Here is a 21,896-nt window from a genome sequence, read left to right as displayed (position 1 = left end):
CCTAATTTTTTATTTATATCTAATTTAATCTATGAAAATACTGTTAGTTTCTTTAGTTATTTTTAATTCAAAAAAATCACTGCATAAAATCTATAAATGAAGAATTCCATTGGTCTTCAGCTTTTATTTCGTCTATGAGTTCAGAAGTGATTTTTATTTCTGTCTTTATTCGTTCAATGTTGGATTTCTGCATCATTTTAAAGTTAAAAGGTAGTTTCAAACTGGATTTAGATACTCTTTCTGTAGCTTTAAATTTAATTCCTTCCAAACCCATAATCCTTTTTTCAAGTAATTTTATAGCCTCATCTTTATCCAAGATACAAATATGAAATAATGATGTTCCAAAATGAGTTGCCTGTACATTGAAAGATTCCAAACCTAATTCTAGTGAATCTTTAAGCGCTTTTTCACCTTTTTCAGTTAACGTGTATATGGTTTTTCTATTTCCTTCATCTTGAATTTCACCGGTAATGTAACCTTTTTTATGTAAATTTTTAATGGTTGTATATATAGAAGAAACATTCATAGGGAACCAATCCTGAATTCCCGGGCGTTCCATTAATTTGGTTATCTCATAAGGGTTTAAAGATTTTTTCCATAAGAGTCCGAGTACAAGATTAGAAAGTTTTGAGAGTATTTCAATCACCACCAATAAGTTTTATTTATAAGTTTTTTTCAAATATCATAAATAGTTTCATTATTTATTCCATTAGACCCCATTCGATAAATTACAGGTATTTTATATCATTAAACATATTCTCCATATCAGATTTTCACTGGAAAATGTTTTATAGCCCTTTCTATCTATAAAAACCCATCTCATATTTACTAATATATATTAGTACTTGTAGATATTAGTATTTAAATTTATATTTCTTTTGATATGTATTAGTAAAAATATATGTATAATGAAAATTTAAGCCACAAAAAATATTAAAATATGAATTACAACAAATTCGTGCATATAATTTTCAAAAAAATATTTTATTAATTCAATTTAGTGGTGTTTTGTTTGTTTTGCAGGAGGAACATATCCTTTTAAGAGTAATGAAAGGGTTAATACAGAAACTGAACTTAATGCCATTGCTAATCCTGCAAATTCCGGCCTGAATGTGATACCATAGAATGGATATAGTATTCCTGCTGCAACAGGTATTAGCACAACGTTGTAGGCAAATGCCCAGAATAAATTCTGTTTTATCTTGGACATAACTTTTTTACTCAATTGTATACTTGCAATAGCATCGTTAAGATCATCTTTTATTAGAACGATTTCACCGCTTTCTATAGCCACATCGGTACCGCTTCCTATTGCAATTCCAACATCTGATTGGGCAAGTGCTGGTGCATCGTTAATACCATCACCTACAAATGCAACTATCTCTCCTGCATCTTGAAGTCTTTTAACTTCATCAGATTTATCCTGTGGTAAAACTTCCGCAATTACATCATGAATTCCGGCCTGTTTTGCTATGGCCATGGCTGTTTTTTCATTGTCTCCTGTTATCATAACCACTTTGAGGTTCATTTTTCTAAGGCCTTCAATGGCTTTGCTGGCATTTTCCTTTAAAGTATCTGCTATTGCAATTATACCCGCTAATTCGTTATCAATCCCAATTAAAACTGCTGTTTTGCCGGCAATTCCAAATTCAGATATTATTTCATTATATTCATCAGATATCATGAATCCATTACCTTTTAACATAGCTTTGTTTCCTATAAGTACCCGTTTACCTTCAACTGTTGCTACTACTCCTTTTCCACCAACAGTATCAAAATTCTGACTTTCAACCAAAACTACATTTTCTGCCTGTGCTTTCCTGACCAATGCTTCTCCAAGCGGATGTTGGGAATTTCTTTCAACACTGGCAGCGAATTTTAATAATTCTTTATTATCAAATCCCATTGTAAATACATCAGTAACTTCGGGTTTACCCTTGGTGAGTGTTCCTGTTTTGTCAAATAGTATGGTGGTGAGTTTTTCTGATACTTCTAATGCTTCACCATTTTTAACTAAAATTCCAAAATCAGCCCCTCTACCAATACCAACGGTAACCGCTGTTGGTGATGCCAATCCCAGAGCACATGGACATGCAACAACCAGAATAGAAATCAGAACTGTGAGTGCAAATATAAGGGTTGTTCCAGAAACAAAATACCAGAATAGAAAGGCTGCAACTGCTATTGTCAGTACTGTTGGTATAAAATAACTTACCGCAGTATCTGCTATTCTCTGTACATCCGGTTTTGAACCCTGGGCATCTTCAACCAGTTTAATTATTTGAGAAAGTACTGTATCCTTACCTATTTTCATGGCTTTAAATCTTATTATACCATTTTGATTAATGGTTCCACCAACAACAGATTTACCCGTATCTTTTAAGACTGGAATCGGTTCTCCTGTTATTGCTGATTCATCAACATAACTTTCACCGCTTACCACTTCACCATCGGTGGGGATCTTTTCACCCGGCTTAACAACTACAAGATCATTCATTTGAACATCTTCAATTGGAATTTCTATTTCCTCATTATTTCGGAGAATTGTTGCTGTTTTTGCCTGTAATCCAACCAGTTTTTTTATGGCAGTTGAAGTCCTTCCTTTTGCTCTGGTTTCTAAATATCTTCCTAATGTAAGGAATCCTGTTAGTAAAAGTGCTGTATCATAAAATAAGAATTGTGGATTTAAAACAATACTAAATGTGCCTAAAACACTTGAACCATAGGCAACTCCCACTCCCATAGAGTACATGACATCCATATCCAAATGTCTGTTCTTTAATGATCGGAAACCAGCAGAGAATATTGGATAACTTACATAGATAAAGGGTATGATTGATACTATCAAACTGAATAGTGAGAATGAAATTGGTAGTGGCCATGTAACGAAGGTTAAAATTCCCAGTGGAATTCCAAAACCAAACGATACCAACATTCGCTTTCTTTTAATTTTAAGATCCTTCTCCCTTAATTCTTCTTCAAGATTCTCAGACTCTTTACCTTCAACACCCAGATATTGATAGCCCAGATCCTCAATTTCATTTTTCATATCAGTTATTGAAACCATTTGAGGATTATATGTGACATAGGCTTTTTCAGATGTGAGATTAACAGTCACATTGCTAATTCCATCAAGTTTACCTAGCACATCTTCTATGGCTTTTACACACATAACGCATGTCATTCCACCAATTTTAAGAATAACTTTTTCATTCACTACTCCATATCCTGCTTCTTCTACTGCATTTTCCAATTCAGCAAGTTTCAATTTTTCAGGATCATATTCAACAGTTGCCTTTTCGGTACCAATGTTAACATTAGCTTCATCTACACCCTCAAGACCTTTCAATGATTTTTCAACATTTAATGCACAAGATGCACAACTCATTCCAGAAACTTTGATCTCTGCCTTTTTTTTGGATTTTTCTGCCATTTATTTTCCCCATAATTGTTAACGTAACATGTTATTTGTTTTTCTTGACTAATAATTTTTATCTAATATTAGGGATGTAATAATAATTTTAGTATCAAAGATTAAATGTATAATCTACTCAATTTGAATTTGAATTTTAGGTTTACAGAAAAATAGATTAATAATGGGATTATGAATAATAGTTAAAGAGTTAATTCAATAAACGGTGCTTAAATATGATTGTTATAAGAAGCGATAAAGAAGATGCAAAGGGGAAGGTTGAAAAACGTAAAAGCCGATCATTTATACCGTTTATTAAACTTGTGTTAACATTTTTAGTTTTATTTATATTAATCCCCATAGGAATTACATTGTTACTTCATCTACCATGGTATTTGTCATTTATTTATCCTTATGGAATAATTATTGGAGTAATTTTAATAATAACAGCGGTATGGACCATATATAAAGGTATTAAAGATTTAAAATTAACATATTCTGCATCTGGATATGAAAACGAAGAAGAATTGGTAACTACAGGAATTTATGGATATACACGTAATCCCATGTATTTTGGAGCTACCATTTTGATTTTGGGATGGTTCTTGGTTTTACCATTCACATTCATTTTAATCAGTTCTGTTTTATTCCTGTTTTTATTCTATTTCACAGCAAAATCAGAAGAAAATCAATTATCCCAGAAATTCGGGAAAAAATACCTCTCATACAAGAGAAACGTACCATTATTTATCCCATATAAAAAATCATACAAAAAATAAGCCCAAATTGAAATTTATTGTTACCAAACAGTACTCAAAACTTGTATAGTATATTAATTGAGAATAAAAAAAATTGAAGCTAATATTTTTTTTAATCAAGATTGAATAATTTTTTAAATACCCTTTAGATGTTTTATATAATGTTAATTTTCTTTATTATATTATTAATTACGGATTAAAATTGAAAAGAGATTTCAAGAGTAATAAACTTGTATTAAGGGTTTTTACGGTTTAAAAGGAAATTTTATTAAGTAACAATAGACAATATAAGTATAGTAAAATATATTAATTTTAATATAAGAAGGTGGAAAAATGGTTAAAATACCTACATTAACAAGGGGAATTTTAAATAACATTACAGAAACAATTGGTAACACCCCCATAGTAAGGTTAAATAAATTAACAAAAGACTCAAAAGCTGATGTAGTAGTTAAACTTGAATCATTCAACCCCCTATCAAGTGTTAAGGACAGAATTGGAGTTGCAATGATAGAGGCAGGCGAAGAAGCCGGAGTAATTACTAAAGATAGTATACTCATCGAACCTACAAGTGGAAACACAGGAATTGGTCTTGCATTTGTTGCAGCACAAAGAGGATACAGGCTTATCCTGACCATGCCTGATACAATGTCAATTGAACGTAGAAAACTACTGACTCTGCTCGGAGCAGAGATTGTATTAACACCAGGTGTTGATGGAATGAAAGGAGCCATTGCAAGAGCAGACGAGCTTGTAACTGAAATGCCAAATGCTGTGATGTCGCAGCAATTTAAAAATGATGCCAATCCCAAGATACACAAGGAAACAACTGCACAGGAAATATGGAGAGATACAGAAGGAAAGGTAGATATATTTGTTTCAGGAGTTGGAACAGGCGGTACAATAACGGGAGTGGGCCAGGCACTTAAAGAACTCAATCCTGCAGTTAAAGCCATAGCTGTTGAACCTGCTACATCCCCTGTGCTGTCTGGTGGAAAACCTGGGCCTCATAAAATACAGGGTATAGGACCGGGTTTTGTGCCTGATGTGCTTGATACAAAAGTTATAGATGACATTATACAGGTTTCAGATGACAATGCAGCAAAAACTCTTTTAGCACTTGCAAGAGAAGAAGGAATACTTGCAGGTATATCTTCAGGCGCAGCAACCTATGCAGGACTTCAACTTGCCAAAAAAGAAGAAAACAAAGGAAAACTCATAGTTGTAATCCTACCCGATACAGGAGAGAGGTACCTTAGTATGAACTGGGTTTTTGAAGAAATATTCAAAACAGCAGAATTATTAGATTCCACGGACTAAGATAATAGATTATTGAATTATAATCTATTGGTAAATTAAATATGATAATAACCATTTTTCAAGATTACAATTTAAAATAAAAAAAAGGAAAAATTGGAATCTTTAAATGGCAAAAACAATGATTACAGCAAGATTAATCTAAGTGGAGACGTTTATTTAACCTGGAAACTATTAACTATCATTTGATACGTTTTATAAAATGATGTATCCTTTTGATCATTTATATTAGATTCAAAACTTGGAGATATGTCCATTTGACCTGTCCCAATATCTATAAATGTGGAATAACTAGTTATTGTCTCCCCATTTTTCCCAATACTTTTCGAAACTAAATCATATGCAGTTCTTCCACTAATTATTTTCTTGGTAGCATTCGTGTTGGGATCAAGATATTTAATGTTGTTATCACTGAGAATTGTATAATTTGAGTTAGAAGTATTATAATTTTTTATTAGCATACTAACCTCTATTGTTGACCCATCTTTTACGAAAATACCGTAAATTCCATGATCTTCAATTACCATATTTGAAGGATAATCAAAAGCAATAACACCATTATCAAAATGTTTGGTGGTCTGGGAAACCGAATCAGTACATCCAGATACCATTATTACAACTAATAACAATCCTATAATGCCTAAAAATATTTTTTTCATAAAATCACCATTTCAACATCCTTAACTACTCCAATAACAATTATGAAAAACCTTATTAAAAGAATAGAAGTTAAGAATTTTTTCCCAAAATTACACCCAATCTCATAATGTAATACTAGTTTCGTTTCTTACATAAGTTTTTGGAAATCACTTCCTTGAATTACAATAAATATTCATTACTCAATTTGAAAATGATTCCGCATTTTTAATACTATTCTCAATGAAAGGAACTAGAATAAAAATTGAAACATTGTATAGATATCATAAGATAACTCTGAACGAATTCTTTCCATTTGAACAAAAACTTAATACAAATTAACAATTTTATATATCAATCTCAATATATATCCATGCATGTTTGAGTATGAGTATAACCATTTTTCATTGCAACCAGAGATAATATTTTTGTATGTATTAAAATGATTTAATGCTTTAAAAAGTTAATCTAACCCATGAAATTTATGTTATGTTCAAAGAAAATTATTTAAATTTTGATGACCATATATAATAATGGTGATAAAAAATGGTAGAATTTATTGGACATATTGTTGGACATACGGGACAAGATAAGTCTACTATACTAATTTCAGATGTGACTATACCCTCTGATAAGTTAGATATAATTAAAGAGAAATTTTTAGAACACGAATATGTAACAAATGTTGAAATTCAAAGGAAAAATAGGGAAATTGATTTATCATTGAATCGTTCAATGGAAGAATGTCCTGATTGTCCTAAGATTTTAAAGGAATATTATAACTCCATAGTGGATGATATTAAATAATATTTTATTTTTCTTTTATTCTTAACTTCATAGATTTTTTACTTAATGTTTCAAATCTAATTGTATCAATTAAATAATTTTTTTTATATCTCGGATAAATCTATTATAATAATATATGGAATTTATACATAGGATATTAAGTCAATATTTAATTATAGCAATTACCATAAATCATTAGTTAAAGATTTCTTTAGTAAATTAGGGTTTGAGTCTATGGAACATTTGAAGAAACTACTCTGGTGGTTGATAACTGGTAAACGTGGTGGTATAAATCGTGCCAGGATAATTAAATTGCTTAAAGACAGACCTTATAATCCGAATCAACTTTCAAAGGAACTAGATTTATCTTATAAAACTGTTAGACATCATATTAAAATTTTAGAGGAAAATAATATTGTTAAACCCACTGGAGATGATTACAGTAAATTATATTTTCTTTCCGATGAAGTTGAGAATAACTATGAAATTTTTCAAGAGATCTGGGATAAATTTATAGAAAAATAAATAATTTTGTAAATACAAAATTTAGGCTAAGAGGTAAAAATGACGATAGAATTAGTATTTTTAAATAGGTTGATTATATCCGCAGCAATTTTAATTGGAATTGCTAATGTTGGATTATTATCAGCATTATTTTACTTTTATTGGACCAGTTACAATCAATTAAAATCTAAATTTACCACCGGATTGTTATACTTCGCATTAATTCTATTAATCCAAAACATTCTTGCAATAGTAGGTCTAGCCATATTTTTAGTTCTCGGTATTGAAATGCATGAATTAGGTGGTACAGTAGTTTACGCATTTCTGCTTTCTGTTACCACAGCACAATTAATTGCATTGACTATTCTATTTATAATAACATGGGACTAAATATTTTATAGATTTTTTTTCTATTTTTAAACGGTTCATAGATATAATAAATGATCAAATAACCTGAATATCAAACTTTTTTAATGATATTATTTTTTTTTTTTAGATATTTTAATTGATAGTTGGGTTGTGTATGGGTAATGATTGGGGTGTAACTTCGGCATAAATACTTTAATATAGCTTTTCATATTACAATTCACGAATCAATACCACTACATTATTTTAAATTCGTTTATATTATGGTTTTTATATCCGTAAAATCGAAGATGGATGCTGGAATATTATATAAAATCATAATATCATCTTAATATTTGGAGTTAATTTCATGATCGAACAAATAAATTTTGCAATATACCATTTAATAAACCAGTATGCTGGTTTAAATCCAATAATTGACAATTTGGCAATAATTACAGCTAAATATATGCCTGTAATAATCATCTTAGGCCTGGTTTATTTATGGTTTAAAAATGTAAACAGAAGTCGTGACATAGTACTTTTTGGTGTTTATGCAGCAATACTTGGACTTGCAATTAATTATATTATCGGACTAGTTTACTTTCATCCAAGACCGTTCATGATAAATCTTGGAACTCTTCTCTTCCAGTATCCTGCTGAAACATCATTCCCTTCTGATCATGCTACTTTGATGTTTTCATTGGCATTGATGTTGATATATTTCAAAGAAACAAGAGTGGCAGGTTTTATATTTTTAATATTAGGATTCATAGGAGCTTTTGCTAGAATTTTCAGCGGAGTACACTTCCCATTAGACATCTTGGGGTCGTTATTAGTTTCAATAATAAGTATAATTATTATTTTCCAATTTAAAGACAAATTTATTCCATTGAATACGGTAATCAAAGGGATTTATTATAAAATAAGGAGAATAGGAAGAAAATAAGAATTTTGGTGGTATTTTTATGATTAGCGTGGTAGAATTTGTAAGTAATTTTGCAATTAATTTAATTAGTAGCTTGGGTTATTGGGGTGTGTTAATTGGAATGACACTTGAAAGTGCTTGTATACCTATTCCCAGTGAAATTATAATGCCATTTAGTGGATTTGTTGTGTGGCAGGGTAACACCAATATGACATTAATTGGAATTACAATTGTTGGAGCATTTGGTAACCTTATAGGATCTTTAATTGCTTACTTCATAGGATTAAAGGGAGGAAGACCATTACTTACTAAATATGGTAAATATTTACGCATTACAGAGAGCAAACTTCAACTTGCAGATAGATGGTTTTTAAGATATGGTGGAGAGGCTGTTTTAATAAGCAGAGTTCTACCAGTCATACGTACATTCATATCACTACCTGCTGGAATTGCACAAATGGATTTGAAGAAGTTCGCTGTATACACATTCATTGGTTCATTACCATGGAGTTTTGTTTTAGGTTATATTGGAGTTCAACTGGGTCCGAATTGGGAAATTATCAAAGGATATTTCCATATACTCGATATAATAGTTGGAATAGGCGTATTAATAATCGTTGGATATTTGGTTTACAAATACATTGAAAAAAAATCTATCAAAAATAATTCAAAGGAAATATGAGTGTGATCTTTGATGAAAAGTAGATACAGCATATTATTGGCAACAGGAATTGTAATAGGATTTATATTTCTTGTAAATTTAGTTATCTTGAATAATCCTCCTCTTACAACAGATCTATTTTTATTTATTCTAATTGTAGGTGGATATATAGCAACTTACACCTCGAATATTGGAAAATCACGAATAGCACTAATCTCGGGCATGTGTGTGTCTGTAGTCCTAATTATCTATCAATTATTCGTTAACAAAACCTATAGCTCATCATTCGTTGATTTTATCTGTTTTTTAATAATTCCAGGTTTAATCATGGTAATTGGTGGTTTTATTGCAAAAATTACAAAAATACAAATGGATACTCTGTTGAATAATTTAAGTTTTATCAAATCATAATTTTAAGGGTTTAATTGAATAAATAATGAAAATTTAAAAAATAAAAGTTAGGTCGTGGTGGATATGATAAGAAAAAAATTAATTGTGTTAATAGTTATATTGGCACTGATAAGTGTGTCCACTGGTTACGTAATATATCAGTATGAACAGCCAGCTTCAACAAATGTTATGAAAGGAGATCATAATGTTCTTGTATTGTTGGCAGATACAAATGAAAAAAGGCCAGGAATTGGGGCTGTTGATATGGCTTATGCAATACATGTGACAGATGGTGATGTAAAGAATATTACACCAATTTATCCTGGTGGAATGGTTTCCTCCACATTACCAGAACCTGCAGCAGCCGGAGGAGATAAATTAAAACTTAATGATGCATTATGGAATAAAGATACAGCAGCTGATGCTGCAGATGCACAATCAATTGTCCAGGAAAATACAGGAATCAAAACCGATGCCGTTGTAATTTTAACACCCCCAGCTGTTGATGCGGTAGTAGCAACTGTTGGCCCAATTAATATTCCGGGTTATGGTACTATAACCAACAATAGTATCGATGTTATAAGGAATTTAACTGAGAAAAAAAATAGTACACTGACTAGAGGACAAGCAACCGATCTCATAATGAACCCCATATTAGAAGCGGCAAAGAATCCGACCAAAGCACCATCACTTTTCCAAACAGTAACACAACAGTATCTCTCAGGAAACATAGTGATCATACCAAATGACCTTATGACTCAATTCGCAATTTCCAAGGGGCTAAAATTAGTATAAAAAAAAATAATATGAGGCTTTATGGTAATGAATTTAAATTTTAAAGCCCGATTTTTTTTTATTTTAAAATATTTTCAACAACTAATCATTTTAAAGTTGTTTAACCATTAATTTAGATCTGATTCAATTAACATATTTTATTAAGATTGTTGTCAAAAGGTGAATAATTTATGAGTAAAAAGAAATGGTCTTTGATTGCTATAATACTGTTAGCTTTGATATTGGGCTATTCTTACATTAAAGTTTCAACTGGTCCAATAGATCCTATGGGAAGACTTGCATTTGTTAAACTGGCAAATCCAGATATGTATCCCGGCCACCCCCACTCTGAACTCCTTTCTAAAGAAGCTGAAAATAAAGGATCTCAAACTGCAATGGTATTACAGATGTATGGAGGTTCCAACTATCGTAGTTATCAAGAAGGAAATGTATACATTATAGAAGTGGCATTTATAGATACTCAGGGCATGGGTTCTATTAACCTTAGTCAGGTAAATTTCTTTGACTCGCTTAAAGTAGCCATATTTGGTGTTCCAGTTGGCAGATATAAATATATGTCAGATGGAACAGTCTATAACAACTATGATGAAATGATGTCACATGTTAATTCCCTTGCACGAGAACATGGTCAAAAAGGTCCCATTCCAATGGTTTTTAAAGGAACAGTACGGGAAGGAAACCCCATAATAACTCCTGGAGAAGGATTTCCACTTTACTTCCAAATATTAACTAAAACATATGGACTAATACCTGCTTATGTGTACACGCTCTCAGGATTGATATCTCCATATTTAAACAATCCATATAGAAATTTTGAATTAATACATGCATCAGATCTACAATATTATTATAATCATGGCCAATTAAATTTGGATTATAAAAAAGTAAACACAAATGTCAGCAAATATTATACACAGTTATATCAAAACAATACCGCATCATATGGAGGTTGAATTTTACCAATCAAAAACTAGAACGGATATTATATAACATATTTTTTAAATATGAAAAGAAAATTTAGTTCAATTATTCATAAATCCATATTATTTCTGCTAGTTTCAGAATATTCTAGAATTTTGGAAAAAATAAAGATATTATAATAAATTAAATACACAAAATTTTCCTTTTCTAGTTTAATCTGCAAAGATTAATCTTTTCAACTATAGGTTTGTTAAGATTATAAACCTCGAAATATATATTATATATACTGATTAGGAGGTAATTTAATGGTATTTGACGTTACAACTACTTTGAACTTAATTTTATCTTTAATAATTGTTATTTTGGGACTTTGGGTTTTTAAAATTAAAAAATATCTTTTAGCCCTATATATCTCCCTTGCATTCGCACTTTTTGCTTTTTCACACCTGGCAATACTCTTGGGAATTACAAGTACAAATATATTAATAATTACATTCAGATCGTTAGGATATTTGGTTATAATATTTGCCCTACTAATAGAAGCACTTAAAAAATAATATAGATGGAGTTACCAACTCTTTTGCTGATTAAAATAAAGAAATATTTTTATCCGAGAAAGATAATATTTTAACTGTTGAAGAATTATGATTGAACTATTATTCTTTCTAATACTGGTTTTTATTGTTGCTGTAATCTCCAGTAAAATTGATAAACTCCCAATCAGCGCTCAGATGATATTCATTTTTGCAGGAATCTTGGTTGGTTGGCTTGTTACAGGTTATATTGACGTTACAAAACCTCCAATATCTACAATAGTATTGTTGATAGCAGAAATAGCTCTGGTACTGGTACTCTTCACAGATGCATCACGTGTTGATTTGGGCGATATTAAATTAAACAGTTTAACAACGAGGTTACTGAGTATTGGACTCATTTTAACCATAGTTCTCGGAATTACTTCTGCTATTTTAATCTTCACCAATCTAACTTTTTGGGAAGCAGCAATAATAGGTGTTGTTTTAGCACCTACCGATGCTGCTTTAGGACAGATTGTAGTAAATAATAAAGCTATACCCAGTAGAATTCGTGAAACACTAGAAGTTGAGAGCGGATTAAACGATGGATTATCTGTGCCTTTCTTGCTGGTATTTATTGCAATAGGTTTAGCAGAAGAATCTTTTTCTCCAACAGGATATTTCATTCAGACAGCACTCGAACAGATAGGTTTAGGTGCATTGGTGGGTATATCGGTAGGATTGATCGGATCTGGAATCGTTATCAAATCCCGGGACAAAGGATGGATCACTCCAGAGTATCAGAGAATTGCATTTCTTGTTTTAGCCGTTCTTTCCTTTATTATAGCCGATGAGATCGGAGGTAGTGGTTTTATTGCTGCATTTGTTGGTGGTTTAGCAACAGGATATATTACCAGAGATGCAGGGAAAGTTATGATGGATTTTGCTGAAGCTGAAGGTCAATTTTTAAATCTTACAGTTTTCTTCCTATTAGGAATTATACTTGCAGGTTTGATTCCGTTTATTAGTTGGCAGATTATTGTCTATGCAATTTTGAGTTTGACTTTTATACGCATGTTACCTGTGGTCATATCTCTGATTGGTACTCATGTAAGTTGGGATTCTGTTTTATTTATGGGTTGGTTTGGTCCACGAGGACTGGCATCAATAGTTCTAGCCCTTATTGCTTTAGAAAGATTGGGTACTTTCCCCGGGCAAGATACATTTATTTTAGCAGTGTTTGTTACTGTATTTTTCAGTGTGGTTGCACATGGTGCAACTGCTTTACCATTATCCAAACTTTACATAAAAAGGAATAAATCTAAAAATTAAACCTAACATTGTATACAAATACGGTAGTTTTTATGGCCATTCCCTTGATCAACTAGATCTACATATAAATATTTGATTAGATTGACGTCAATGTGAATATAAAAGTTCCTTATTGTAATCGTTTAACATATATACATCGATTTTGAATAAAAAAAGGCATTATTATTATAATTCATCGATATCGGCTGCATTTTAACTCTCCTTTTAATTCTTCTAGTCGTTTTTCAACTATAACCAGATCCGAATTAGTAAGTAATTGATGCTTTTTATAGATTATTTCCAAGTTTCTTATCCTTGATTTAATATCCATTCTTGATTCTATCAATTTATTCACCACCTATTTCTATTTTCAAGTAAAATACTTTAATATAACAAAAACACAATTAAATATTTGTATAAATTACTAAAAATCAATGAAGATTATCAAAGAAAATGAGAGTTATAATGGACTTAGAGTTCATATAGTTCTCTCTGTGAAATTTTTTTATAAATCGGAGGCGAGCAGGGATATATACTTTTTACACAAAAAATAAAGTAATATACATTTTTATAAAACCAAAACAAAGCGAGATTTCCCTGCTCTATTATTGTAATTGTCGTACAACCTATATACAATTTATCATTTTTAATAATGAACTTTTTTCAGTAGATTTTAATTGCCCAAAAGAATCTCCAAAGAAAAAAATAGAAATCAATCTATGGATTAAAGATATAGCACCTAGCAATGACCTTAACAGTTTAATGACTTCTTTATTATCATTCAATTCTTTTAAATATTTTTTTTGAAATTCATTCCATTTAGCTGGATTGTTTTTAAACCAAGAATTAAAAATTATTACAAAATTTAACAAAAAAGTTACACTAATACCATTCAAACGAGGATAAACAGCACAACAGCGCTGTTGTATTGTTAAAATTACTTAATGAACCACCAAAACAAATTAGAACAGGAATTTCAAGAACTCATGGATGCTGAATCAAATATTACATCCATTATATGGAATTAAATTCCTGAATATAATTAACCTATTTTTAAATAATTTGCCAATGCTACTGAAACAATACTAGTATATGCTTCAAGAAGATGCTTCTGTTCATTTGTAATATCTGATTCATATGGTGCAACTCCTAAAACACCTAATTTTAAATCATGAGCATTTAATGGTAGGTAATACCATTTCGAAGATGCTAATGTATTTGTACCATATCCCGCAGATTTTTCATGCTCAAAAACCCAATTAGCCACCCCCAGATCGTCATCATCAAACTTAATGTTATCACCTTTACGTGATTCCACTTTTAGATTATTATTATCATCAGGAATGATCATTACAACATCATAACTGAATAATTCCCATATATAATTGGTAATTCTATTTAAAAAATCGTCTAAATTCTGAGAAACCAACAAATCTCTACTAAAATCATATAATGACGCTATAAACTCCTCTCGCTGCCTTGTATTTTCGACCTGTTTTTTTACGGTATCTCCAAGGAAACTGATTATAACACCCACTATAAATAGCACAGCAAAAGTAGGTATGAAACGTAAATCCGCAACACTAAAAGTTAAATATGGTGGGATAAAGAAAAAGTCAAAGAATGCTACTGCCATCAAAGATGCTAGGATACCTCCCTTTCGTCCAGCAATCAAACCGCTGACAACTATAGGAATTATAAATATCATTGGAATATTAATCGCTTCTAAAAATGGACTTAAAAAAAAGCATATAACAGTTGTGATAATTATGCTTAAAAAACTTACAGTAAAAGGTTTCAAATAACTTTTAAAGTCCAAATAATCTTGTCTATCTATTTTTTGGACATGATATCCATTCTCACGGCCTTCTCCCCCAATGACAAGAACCTGAATTGGACTACCTTTCCTAATAATTTCATTAACAACCGATCCACGTACCCATGCTTCGATACGAGACCTTTCTGAATGGCCTATAATAATTAAGCTGATGTTTTTTGATTTAGCAAATGAAACAATTTCTTCGGCTATGTTAATACCAGTCAATCTAAAAACTTTGCCCCCAAGTTCTTCAGCTAGTTGAAGATTTTTTTCAAGCTGTAAACTTTCCTCATATCCCATTTTAAATTTATAAGAAGGTTCTACATATACTCCGAGCCATTCTGCATTAAAATTGTCGGCATATCTATGAGCCAGGCGTATCATGTTTTCTGATGAAGTTCTGGAATTTATACAGACCATAATTGTGGTACTGGCATCCCAAGGTCCTGAAACGCCTTCTTTCTCAAGACGCTGTTTCATATTATAATCAACCCATCTTGTAGCATATCTAAGCCCTAACTCTCTAAGTGCCTCTAAATTTCTTTCTTTAAAGAATTTTAAGACTGCTTGTTGTACTTTTTCGGGTATGTAAACTTTTCCTTCTTCTAATCTTTGAAGTAGTTCTTCTGTTGGTAGATCTACAATTTCTATTTTATCTGCAATATCAACTACCCTATCTGGAACAGTTTCCCTTACTTCAACCCCTGTTATCTGAAAAATAATATCCTTCAAACTTTCTATATGCTGTACATTTAAGGTTGTGTAAACGTTTATACCGGCATCCAGTATTTCTTCAACGTCATGATATCTTTTGGTATGCATTGAACCTGGTACATTGGTGTGGGCTAGTTCATCTACCATCACAAATTTAGGATTTCTTTCCAATATTCCTCTAACATCAAGTTCCTTAAGTGAAATACCACTGTATTCTATCTTTTTTCGGGGTAAAACCTCCAACCCTTTCAGAAGTTCTTCAGTTTCAATCCTTCCATGTGTTTCAACAAGACCAACAACCATATCTTGCCCATTCTCTTTCAGGAAACGTGCTTCAGAGAGCATTCTGTATGTTTTACCAACCCCTGCAACGTATCCCAAAAATATCTTTAAATAACCTTTTTTACGTTCTTTAACCTTTTCTTCTTCTTTTATTCTCTTTAGAAGCTCATCAGGATCAGGTCTTTTATATTCTTCGGTCATTCTTCACCTACCAATTCTGAAAATATAAATAATTAAATCATTAATTTGTACCCTAAAAAAAAATTAAGGAATCCAATTTAATGGATTCCATCAAGTGCCATATTTAGTTTCAAGACATTTACAACTGGTTGTCCAATCCATGGAAACTGTGTTTCCTCTGTTTTTTGTATCAAATCTTTGATTGTAGATTCGCTTATGTTTCTTGTTTTAGCAATTCTTGGAACCTGGATTAAGGCGTCTTCAACGCTGATATATCTATCGAGCCCGCTTCCTGATGCCATTACCATATCTGAAGGAATTGTAGCATTGGCTGAAAGGCTATCATTTGTCTTGATCTCATTTATTGTTTTGTTTACCCTGTCAATCAATTTTTGGTTGGTTGGCCCATAATTGGAACCTCCTGAAGTGCTTGCATTATAGTCTATTGCTGATGGTCTGCCCTGAAAATACTGTGGAGCTTCAAAGCTTTGACCTATAAGTTCAGAGCCTACAACAGTTCCATTTAACTTTATCATTTGACCATTGGCTTGATAAGAAAAAGCTACTTGTGATATGCCTGTTATTACAAGTGGATATATTATTCCCAGAACCAATGCCAATGTTCCGAATATTATAAGGGCCCTTTTAAGCTCTTTAATCATTTCACCCATTTATGCCACCCCCAGTGCCGATATTAGCATGTCTATCAGTTTTATACCAATAAATGGTAGGGCTAGGCCACCTATACCATATATTAATATGTTCATTCCTAGTAGTTTTGTAACTGATGAAGATGGGCGGTATTTAACTCCTCGAAGTGCTAATGGAATTAGCAGCGGTATTATAATCGCATTGAAAATAACCGCTGCTAAAACCGCACTCATTGGTGTTGATAGATGCATTATGTTTAAGATGTTGAGTTGTGGGTAAGTTACTGCAAATATTGCTGGAATTATTGCGAAATATTTGGCTACATCGGTAGCTATACTGAAGGTGGTTAATGCACCTCTTGTAATTAATATTTCTTTGCCTATTTCTACTATATCCAGTAGTTTTGCTGGTGATGAATCTAAATCAACCATGTTAGCTGCTTCTCTTGCTGCTGCTGTACCAGCACTCATTGCAACTGCAACATCAGCCTGAGCTAGTGCCGGAGCATCATTGGTTCCATCACCTATCATGGCTACTAAACGTTGAGTTTCTCCACTCTGATATTTACGTATTAGTTCCAGTTTAGTTTCAGGCCGGGCTTCCGCTATAAAATCATCCACCCCTGCCTCTACAGCTATAGATGCTGCAGTTAAGGGATTGTCACCTGTTATCATAACAGATTTAATTCCCATTTGTCTAAGCTGTAATAAACGATTTTTAATACCTGTCTTGACAACATCTTTCAACCTAATAACACCGAATACCCCACTGCAATCTGCTACAACTAATGGTGTATCTCCATTTCTAGACACTTCCTCAACTATTTCTCTGACATCAGCTGGTATGTTACATTCATGGTTTTTAGCAAAGTCCTGTACGGAATCTGCTGCTCCTTTACGTACCTTATTAGTTCCGTAGTCTATTCCACTCATACGAGTTTCTGGTGTGAATGGTACAAAATCTGAATTTTCAGGAGCTCTTATATCTCTACCCCTCACTCCTAATTCTTTTTTAGCTAAAATTACAATACTTCTTCCTTCGGGTGTTTCATCAGCAAGGGAGGATAATAATGAAGCTTCGATCAGATCTTTTTTCTGTATACCGTCAACAGGAATGAATTCAGTTGCTTTTCTGCTTCCAAGTGTTATTGTCCCTGTTTTATCTAGTAAAACTGCGCTTACATCTCCTGCTGCTTCAACAGCTCTTCCACTTAATGCGATTACATTGTGCTGTAATAATCTGTCCATACCTGCAATACCAATAGCAGGTAAGAGTGCACCGATGGTTGTTGGCATAAGACAGACCAGAAGAGCTATTAAGATAGGTATGCTTATGGCAACACCCATATAGTTAGAGAATGCCATTAATGTGATGACTACCACTATGAAGAGTGCAGTTAATCCTATTAGAAGGATCTCTAAAGCTTTTTCATTGGGTGTTTTTTCTCTTTTAGCACTTTCAACCATATTAATCATGCTGTCAAGGAAGGTTTCTCCAGGATCTACTGTGATTCTAATCTTAATCTGGCCTGAAAGAAGTTTAGTACCTCCTGTGACACCACTTATATCTCCTCCAGATTCTCTTATTACTGGAGCTGATTCGCCTGTAATTGCGGATTCATCAACTAGACCAGTTCCATTTATTATGTCACCATCACTGGGTATGATTTCCCCATCTTTGACAATTACTATATCTTCCTTTCTTAGGGAGAGTGCTGGTACTTTTTCTGTTTCATTTTCGTTTATAATTTTGTTTGCGAATGCTTCGGTTCTAGTGTTTTTTAGTGATTGTGCACGTGCTTTTCCTCTTGCTTCAGCTAGTGATTCAGCAAAGTTGGAGAATATGACTGTAAACCATAGCCATATACTGATTTGGATGTTGAATAAAAAGTTTCCACCATAGACCAGGTTAATTAATGCTATTAATGTGGTAATAATTGCTCCTATTTCCACTATTAGCATTACTGGGTTTCTTAGGAGGACTATTGGATTAAGTCTTTTAACTGAACCTTTTAGTGCTTCGATAACTGATTTTGGTTCAAAAATGCTGGTTGATTGTTCGTTTGTCATGATTTAACCCCCCCTAAAAAGTTAGTCCTCCTTGTAGGAATAAATGTTCGAGTATTGGTCCGAGTGCGAACACTGGGAAGAATGTTAAAGCTCCCACGATTACTACTACACTCACAAGCATGAGGACGAAGAGTGCGTTGGTGCTTGGAAAGGTTGATGCGTCTGTTGCTACTCTTCCTTTTGCTGCTAAAGATCCGGCAATTGCTAAGGCAGGTATTATAACAACAAACCTGCCTATAAACATTGCAAGTCCTAATGTTAGATTGTAGAATACTGTGTTTGCACTTAAGCCTGCAAATGCTGATCCATTATTTGCAAATGCAGATGCATAAGCATAGAGTATTTCCGAGAGTCCATGTGCTGATGGATTATTAAGACCCACAAGTCCTTGTGGTAAAGATATGGCAATACTTGCAAATACAAGAATCAATCCTGCAGGTACTATAAGGGCTAATGTTGCCATTACCATTTCATAAGGTCCTAATTTCTTACCAAGGAATTCAGGTGTTCTGCCTATCATAAGTCCTGCTATGAACATGGTTAAAATGATATAGAAAATCATTCCAATGAGTCCAACACCTAATCCTCCGAATATAACTTCTCCTATACCTAAATTAAACATGTAAACTAGTCCCGTTAGGGGCATGGTGCTGTCATGCATGGAGTTTACTCCACCATTTGAAACATCTGTTGTTGCAACTCCCCAAAGAACTGATTCAGCAACACCAAATGTCAGTTCCTTACCTTCCATATTCCCGCCAGAAACACCGAATTTCTGAATTATTGGATTTGATTGGCTTTCAGCATAGTATGCTACTCCCATTCCTGCTACAAGGAGTATCATCATGGCTGCGAATATGGCCAGTCCTTGTCTGAAATTTCTTATAATATATCCAAATGCAAAAACTATGGATATTGGTATTAATAGAATTGCGAATGTTTCCAGTATGTTGGTTATACCATTTGGATTTTCAAATGGATGGGCTGAATTTGCACTGAAAAATCCACCTCCATTTGAACCGAGCATCTTAATTGCTTCCTGTGAAGCAACAGGACCGAGTGCAATGGTTTGATTAACCCCTTCCAGTGTATGGGCTGTGACATATGGACCAATAGTCTGAACTACACCCTGTGATGCCAGAATAAGGGCGAAAATAACTGCTAATGGTAAAAGAATATATAAAGCTGTTCTTGTTATGTCGACCCAGAAATTACCAATTGTAGCTGAGTTTTGACGTGTAAACCCTCTAATTAAAGCCAGGAGTGCTGCAATACCAACTGAAGCAGAAAGGAAGTTCTGGACTGTCATTCCTAGCATCTGTGTCAGATAGCTCATAGTTGTTTCACCGGCATATGATTGCCAGTTGGTATTTGTTGAAAAAGAAATTGCAGTATTTAATGCTGTGTCCCATCTTACACTTGGCATTTGTGCAGGATTCAGCGGTAAAAAGTTTTGTATTAATTGTAAAACAAAAATAAACGTTATCCCAATTATGTTGAATATAAGCAATGCATAAACATATCTTTTCCATGTCATCTCTTGATTTTCGTCAATGGAACATATACGGTAAATGAATTTTTCTAATGGTCGTATCACAGGTGTCATGAAGGTTTTTTTACCTGTCAAGATTTTTGACATGTATTTACCTATTGGTATGGCAGTGATAGTTAGTATTAACAGGAATAACATGATTAAAATTACATCTTCTAAAAGCATGTTAATCCCTCTAAATTGTAGTTATATCGATCTAAATCTGATTCTTCTTCAATTTCATCGTTCATCATCATATTAATCCACCTCAATTATATTTTATTAAAATACCTTCAACATTATAAAAATTCAAATTTTTGTATCAAGTACTTTCCTGGGAAGCCGGTTTTTTTTAAATTGGTTCACATGATGATCGAACTTTAGACTTCAAATATGGAAACTTCATATTTTAATCATTTCACTCCTCATTTTTCAATTTTTTACCCTTATATAACATTTTCCCCAATTTAACCCCCATTTATTCAATCATGGAAATCGGAAATTCTAATAAAAACTTCCGAAGGTATTATTTCTACATAAACCCTAAAATCTATATTCTATTTAATATTTAAATATTGTGAAGGAAACAAATCTTCCGACATGACATGTTTTTTAGTGATTAAAATTTTTAACCAAACTGGAGAAGCAAACTACAAAAATACTAAATTGAAAATACTATTGCAACTATACTTTGATTGTAATTAGCAACTTTGATAATTATAGGAGAAAATTAAAACCCAAGAAGAAATAACTTTACTAATCCCTTTTTTATTTTCATGAAAATAATTAATAGCAAATAATTTAACAATTTAATTTCACACTTCTTCATCCTGTACTGCTATACAGAAGGGACATAACGCTAGGGGATTATCATTATTGTTATCCTTAACAGGGCAAGTATATTTATCTCCATCTTTTTTAACAGTGAAACCCCCTGGAAATAGTGTTCCTACTTGATGGATGGGTTCATCTTTGATGAATGTGGTGTATAATGATATGATAGAATATATCCTGATGAAAGTAGTGTTTGTATCTTCCATGTCTTCCATCATTTTTTCCTGTTCTTCAAGAAGGTTAATGGCAGTATTTAGTTCATCCACCTCCAATAGACCATTATAGTTAAAATTATCATCTTTAACCTCTACAATACGTATCATAAATCCGGTTTCAGCTTTTATATACTCCTTCTTGTAACTGGTATGAATACAATTAGCTTCCTGTTGAATTTGAAGACTGCAGCTTATAATATCTTGAAGAGTAAATTTTTTAGCTTCTTCCTTAAGTACTATTAAAAGCTCATTTCTGGATGTCTGATCTTGAATGGTCAAACTCTTTATATTTCTTAGCACACTACAACCTCTATCTTTTAAA

Annotated in this window: 21 protein-coding genes; 12 read left to right on the top strand and 9 right to left on the bottom strand. The window is 32.5% G+C overall.

The genetic code is table 11. The annotated features are described in order from the left end of the window. Positions 1 to 76: 76 nt before the first annotated feature. Both K8N75_RS10490 and K8N75_RS10485 read right to left on the bottom strand, forming a co-directional pair. Positions 77 to 649, bottom strand: a complete 573-nt coding sequence (locus K8N75_RS10490; RefSeq protein WP_223792157.1) for a PadR family transcriptional regulator — start codon at positions 647 to 649, stop codon at positions 77 to 79. 348 nt (positions 650 to 997) lie between these two features. Further along, positions 998 to 3,433, bottom strand: coding sequence for a heavy metal translocating P-type ATPase (locus tag K8N75_RS10485; RefSeq protein ID WP_223792006.1), 2,436 nt, complete (start codon positions 3,431 to 3,433; stop codon positions 998 to 1,000). A gap of 215 nt (positions 3,434 to 3,648) precedes the next feature. Between K8N75_RS10485 and K8N75_RS10480 the strand changes: the two genes are divergently transcribed. Both K8N75_RS10480 and cysK read left to right on the top strand, forming a co-directional pair. Next, a complete protein-coding gene (locus K8N75_RS10480; RefSeq protein ID WP_223792005.1) occupies positions 3,649 to 4,191 on the top strand; it encodes a methyltransferase family protein in 543 nt (180 codons plus the stop codon). Between the two features lie 312 nt (positions 4,192 to 4,503). Beyond that, positions 4,504 to 5,490, top strand: a complete 987-nt coding sequence (gene cysK / locus K8N75_RS10475) for a cysteine synthase A (protein ID WP_223792004.1) — start codon at positions 4,504 to 4,506, stop codon at positions 5,488 to 5,490. Between the two features lie 152 nt (positions 5,491 to 5,642). Here cysK and K8N75_RS10470 read toward each other — a convergent pair whose 3' ends face one another. After that, positions 5,643 to 6,146, bottom strand: coding sequence for a hypothetical protein (locus tag K8N75_RS10470; protein ID WP_223792003.1), 504 nt, complete (start codon positions 6,144 to 6,146; stop codon positions 5,643 to 5,645). Positions 6,147 to 6,669: 523 nt separating this feature from the next. Between K8N75_RS10470 and K8N75_RS10465 the strand changes: the two genes are divergently transcribed. The 10 genes from K8N75_RS10465 to K8N75_RS10420 all read left to right on the top strand — a co-directional run bounded on the left by K8N75_RS10465 (position 6,670) and on the right by K8N75_RS10420 (position 13,300). Then, entirely contained in the window at positions 6,670 to 6,930 is a 261-nt protein-coding gene (locus tag K8N75_RS10465; protein WP_223792002.1) for a hypothetical protein, read from the top strand. A 213-nt stretch (positions 6,931 to 7,143) separates the two neighbouring features. After that, positions 7,144 to 7,434 carry an ArsR/SmtB family transcription factor gene (locus K8N75_RS10460; protein ID WP_223792001.1) on the top strand — a complete coding sequence of 97 codons (291 nt, stop codon included), beginning with the start codon at positions 7,144 to 7,146 and terminating at the stop codon, positions 7,432 to 7,434. Positions 7,435 to 7,473: 39 nt separating this feature from the next. Continuing rightward, entirely contained in the window at positions 7,474 to 7,803 is a 330-nt protein-coding gene (locus tag K8N75_RS10455; RefSeq protein ID WP_223792000.1) for a DUF8036 family membrane protein, read from the top strand. 325 nt (positions 7,804 to 8,128) lie between these two features. Next, the gene (locus tag K8N75_RS10450; RefSeq protein ID WP_223791999.1) at positions 8,129 to 8,707 is read left to right on the top strand and encodes an undecaprenyl-diphosphatase; all 579 of its coding nucleotides are present in this window, start codon (positions 8,129 to 8,131) and stop codon (positions 8,705 to 8,707) included. A gap of 19 nt (positions 8,708 to 8,726) precedes the next feature. Next, positions 8,727 to 9,368 (top strand): DedA family protein, encoded by a 642-nt coding sequence (locus tag K8N75_RS10445; protein WP_223791998.1) that lies wholly within the window; start codon positions 8,727 to 8,729, stop codon positions 9,366 to 9,368. A 12-nt stretch (positions 9,369 to 9,380) separates the two neighbouring features. Beyond that, the gene (locus K8N75_RS10440; protein WP_223791997.1) at positions 9,381 to 9,758 is read left to right on the top strand and encodes a hypothetical protein; all 378 of its coding nucleotides are present in this window, start codon (positions 9,381 to 9,383) and stop codon (positions 9,756 to 9,758) included. Positions 9,759 to 9,821: 63 nt separating this feature from the next. Next, entirely contained in the window at positions 9,822 to 10,532 is a 711-nt protein-coding gene (locus K8N75_RS10435) for a DUF4012 domain-containing protein (protein WP_223791996.1), read from the top strand. Between the two features lie 170 nt (positions 10,533 to 10,702). Further along, a complete protein-coding gene (locus K8N75_RS10430) occupies positions 10,703 to 11,485 on the top strand; it encodes a hypothetical protein (RefSeq protein ID WP_223791995.1) in 783 nt (260 codons plus the stop codon). A 273-nt stretch (positions 11,486 to 11,758) separates the two neighbouring features. Continuing rightward, on the top strand, positions 11,759 to 12,010 hold the full coding sequence (locus K8N75_RS10425; protein ID WP_223791994.1) for a hypothetical protein: 252 nt from the start codon (positions 11,759 to 11,761) through the stop codon (positions 12,008 to 12,010). Positions 12,011 to 12,097: 87 nt separating this feature from the next. Further along, positions 12,098 to 13,300, top strand: coding sequence for a cation:proton antiporter (locus K8N75_RS10420; RefSeq protein WP_223791993.1), 1,203 nt, complete (start codon positions 12,098 to 12,100; stop codon positions 13,298 to 13,300). Between the two features lie 172 nt (positions 13,301 to 13,472). Here K8N75_RS10420 and K8N75_RS10415 read toward each other — a convergent pair whose 3' ends face one another. From K8N75_RS10415 to K8N75_RS10390, 6 genes are all read right to left on the bottom strand, one after another. Further along, complete coding sequence (locus K8N75_RS10415; RefSeq protein WP_223791992.1) at positions 13,473 to 13,625, bottom strand: hypothetical protein; 153 nt, start codon at positions 13,623 to 13,625, stop codon at positions 13,473 to 13,475. Positions 13,626 to 14,321: 696 nt separating this feature from the next. Then, on the bottom strand, positions 14,322 to 16,295 hold the full coding sequence (locus K8N75_RS10410; protein ID WP_223791991.1) for a DUF4118 domain-containing protein: 1,974 nt from the start codon (positions 16,293 to 16,295) through the stop codon (positions 14,322 to 14,324). A 77-nt stretch (positions 16,296 to 16,372) separates the two neighbouring features. Next, entirely contained in the window at positions 16,373 to 16,945 is a 573-nt protein-coding gene (gene kdpC, locus K8N75_RS10405) for a potassium-transporting ATPase subunit KdpC (RefSeq protein WP_223791990.1), read from the bottom strand. Beyond that, positions 16,946 to 18,994, bottom strand: coding sequence for a potassium-transporting ATPase subunit KdpB (gene kdpB / locus K8N75_RS10400; protein WP_223791989.1), 2,049 nt, complete (start codon positions 18,992 to 18,994; stop codon positions 16,946 to 16,948). Positions 18,995 to 19,007: 13 nt separating this feature from the next. Then, positions 19,008 to 20,711: a potassium-transporting ATPase subunit KdpA gene (kdpA, locus tag K8N75_RS10395; protein WP_223791988.1), complete on the bottom strand. Its 1,704-nt coding sequence runs from the start codon at positions 20,709 to 20,711 to the stop codon at positions 19,008 to 19,010. A gap of 629 nt (positions 20,712 to 21,340) precedes the next feature. After that, positions 21,341 to 21,874 carry a DUF2115 family protein gene (locus tag K8N75_RS10390; RefSeq protein ID WP_223791987.1) on the bottom strand — a complete coding sequence of 178 codons (534 nt, stop codon included), beginning with the start codon at positions 21,872 to 21,874 and terminating at the stop codon, positions 21,341 to 21,343. Between the last annotated feature and the right edge of the window lie 22 nt (positions 21,875 to 21,896).

The organism is Methanobacterium spitsbergense, assembly GCF_019931065.1.
Classification (GTDB): domain Archaea; phylum Methanobacteriota; class Methanobacteria; order Methanobacteriales; family Methanobacteriaceae; genus Methanobacterium_B; species Methanobacterium_B spitsbergense.
The sequence above is the reverse complement of the archived record's forward strand: the minus strand, read 5'-3'. Positions and strand labels throughout refer to the sequence as shown.

Bases quoted from the DNA above. Each gene is read 5' to 3' on its own strand.
- kdpB (WP_223791989.1), bottom strand. From the start codon at position 18,994: ATGACAAACGAACAATCAACCAGCATTTTTGAACCAAAATCAGTTATC.
- K8N75_RS10420 (WP_223791993.1), top strand. From the start codon at position 12,098: ATGATTGAACTATTATTCTTTCTAATACTGGTTTTTATTGTTGCTGTA.
- K8N75_RS10465 (WP_223792002.1), top strand. From the start codon at position 6,670: ATGGTAGAATTTATTGGACATATTGTTGGACATACGGGACAAGATAAG.
- K8N75_RS10480 (WP_223792005.1), top strand. From the start codon at position 3,649: ATGATTGTTATAAGAAGCGATAAAGAAGATGCAAAGGGGAAGGTTGAA.
- K8N75_RS10485 (WP_223792006.1), bottom strand. From the start codon at position 3,433: ATGGCAGAAAAATCCAAAAAAAAGGCAGAGATCAAAGTTTCTGGAATG.
- K8N75_RS10425 (WP_223791994.1), top strand. From the start codon at position 11,759: ATGGTATTTGACGTTACAACTACTTTGAACTTAATTTTATCTTTAATA.
- K8N75_RS10440 (WP_223791997.1), top strand. From the start codon at position 9,381: ATGAAAAGTAGATACAGCATATTATTGGCAACAGGAATTGTAATAGGA.
- K8N75_RS10455 (WP_223792000.1), top strand. From the start codon at position 7,474: ATGACGATAGAATTAGTATTTTTAAATAGGTTGATTATATCCGCAGCA.
- K8N75_RS10410 (WP_223791991.1), bottom strand. From the start codon at position 16,295: ATGACCGAAGAATATAAAAGACCTGATCCTGATGAGCTTCTAAAGAGA.
- K8N75_RS10445 (WP_223791998.1), top strand. From the start codon at position 8,727: ATGATTAGCGTGGTAGAATTTGTAAGTAATTTTGCAATTAATTTAATT.
- K8N75_RS10450 (WP_223791999.1), top strand. From the start codon at position 8,129: ATGATCGAACAAATAAATTTTGCAATATACCATTTAATAAACCAGTAT.
- K8N75_RS10460 (WP_223792001.1), top strand. From the start codon at position 7,144: ATGGAACATTTGAAGAAACTACTCTGGTGGTTGATAACTGGTAAACGT.
- K8N75_RS10435 (WP_223791996.1), top strand. From the start codon at position 9,822: ATGATAAGAAAAAAATTAATTGTGTTAATAGTTATATTGGCACTGATA.
- K8N75_RS10470 (WP_223792003.1), bottom strand. From the start codon at position 6,146: ATGAAAAAAATATTTTTAGGCATTATAGGATTGTTATTAGTTGTAATA.
- cysK (WP_223792004.1), top strand. From the start codon at position 4,504: ATGGTTAAAATACCTACATTAACAAGGGGAATTTTAAATAACATTACA.
- K8N75_RS10430 (WP_223791995.1), top strand. From the start codon at position 10,703: ATGAGTAAAAAGAAATGGTCTTTGATTGCTATAATACTGTTAGCTTTG.
- kdpC (WP_223791990.1), bottom strand. From the start codon at position 16,945: ATGGGTGAAATGATTAAAGAGCTTAAAAGGGCCCTTATAATATTCGGA.
- kdpA (WP_223791988.1), bottom strand. From the start codon at position 20,711: ATGCTTTTAGAAGATGTAATTTTAATCATGTTATTCCTGTTAATACTA.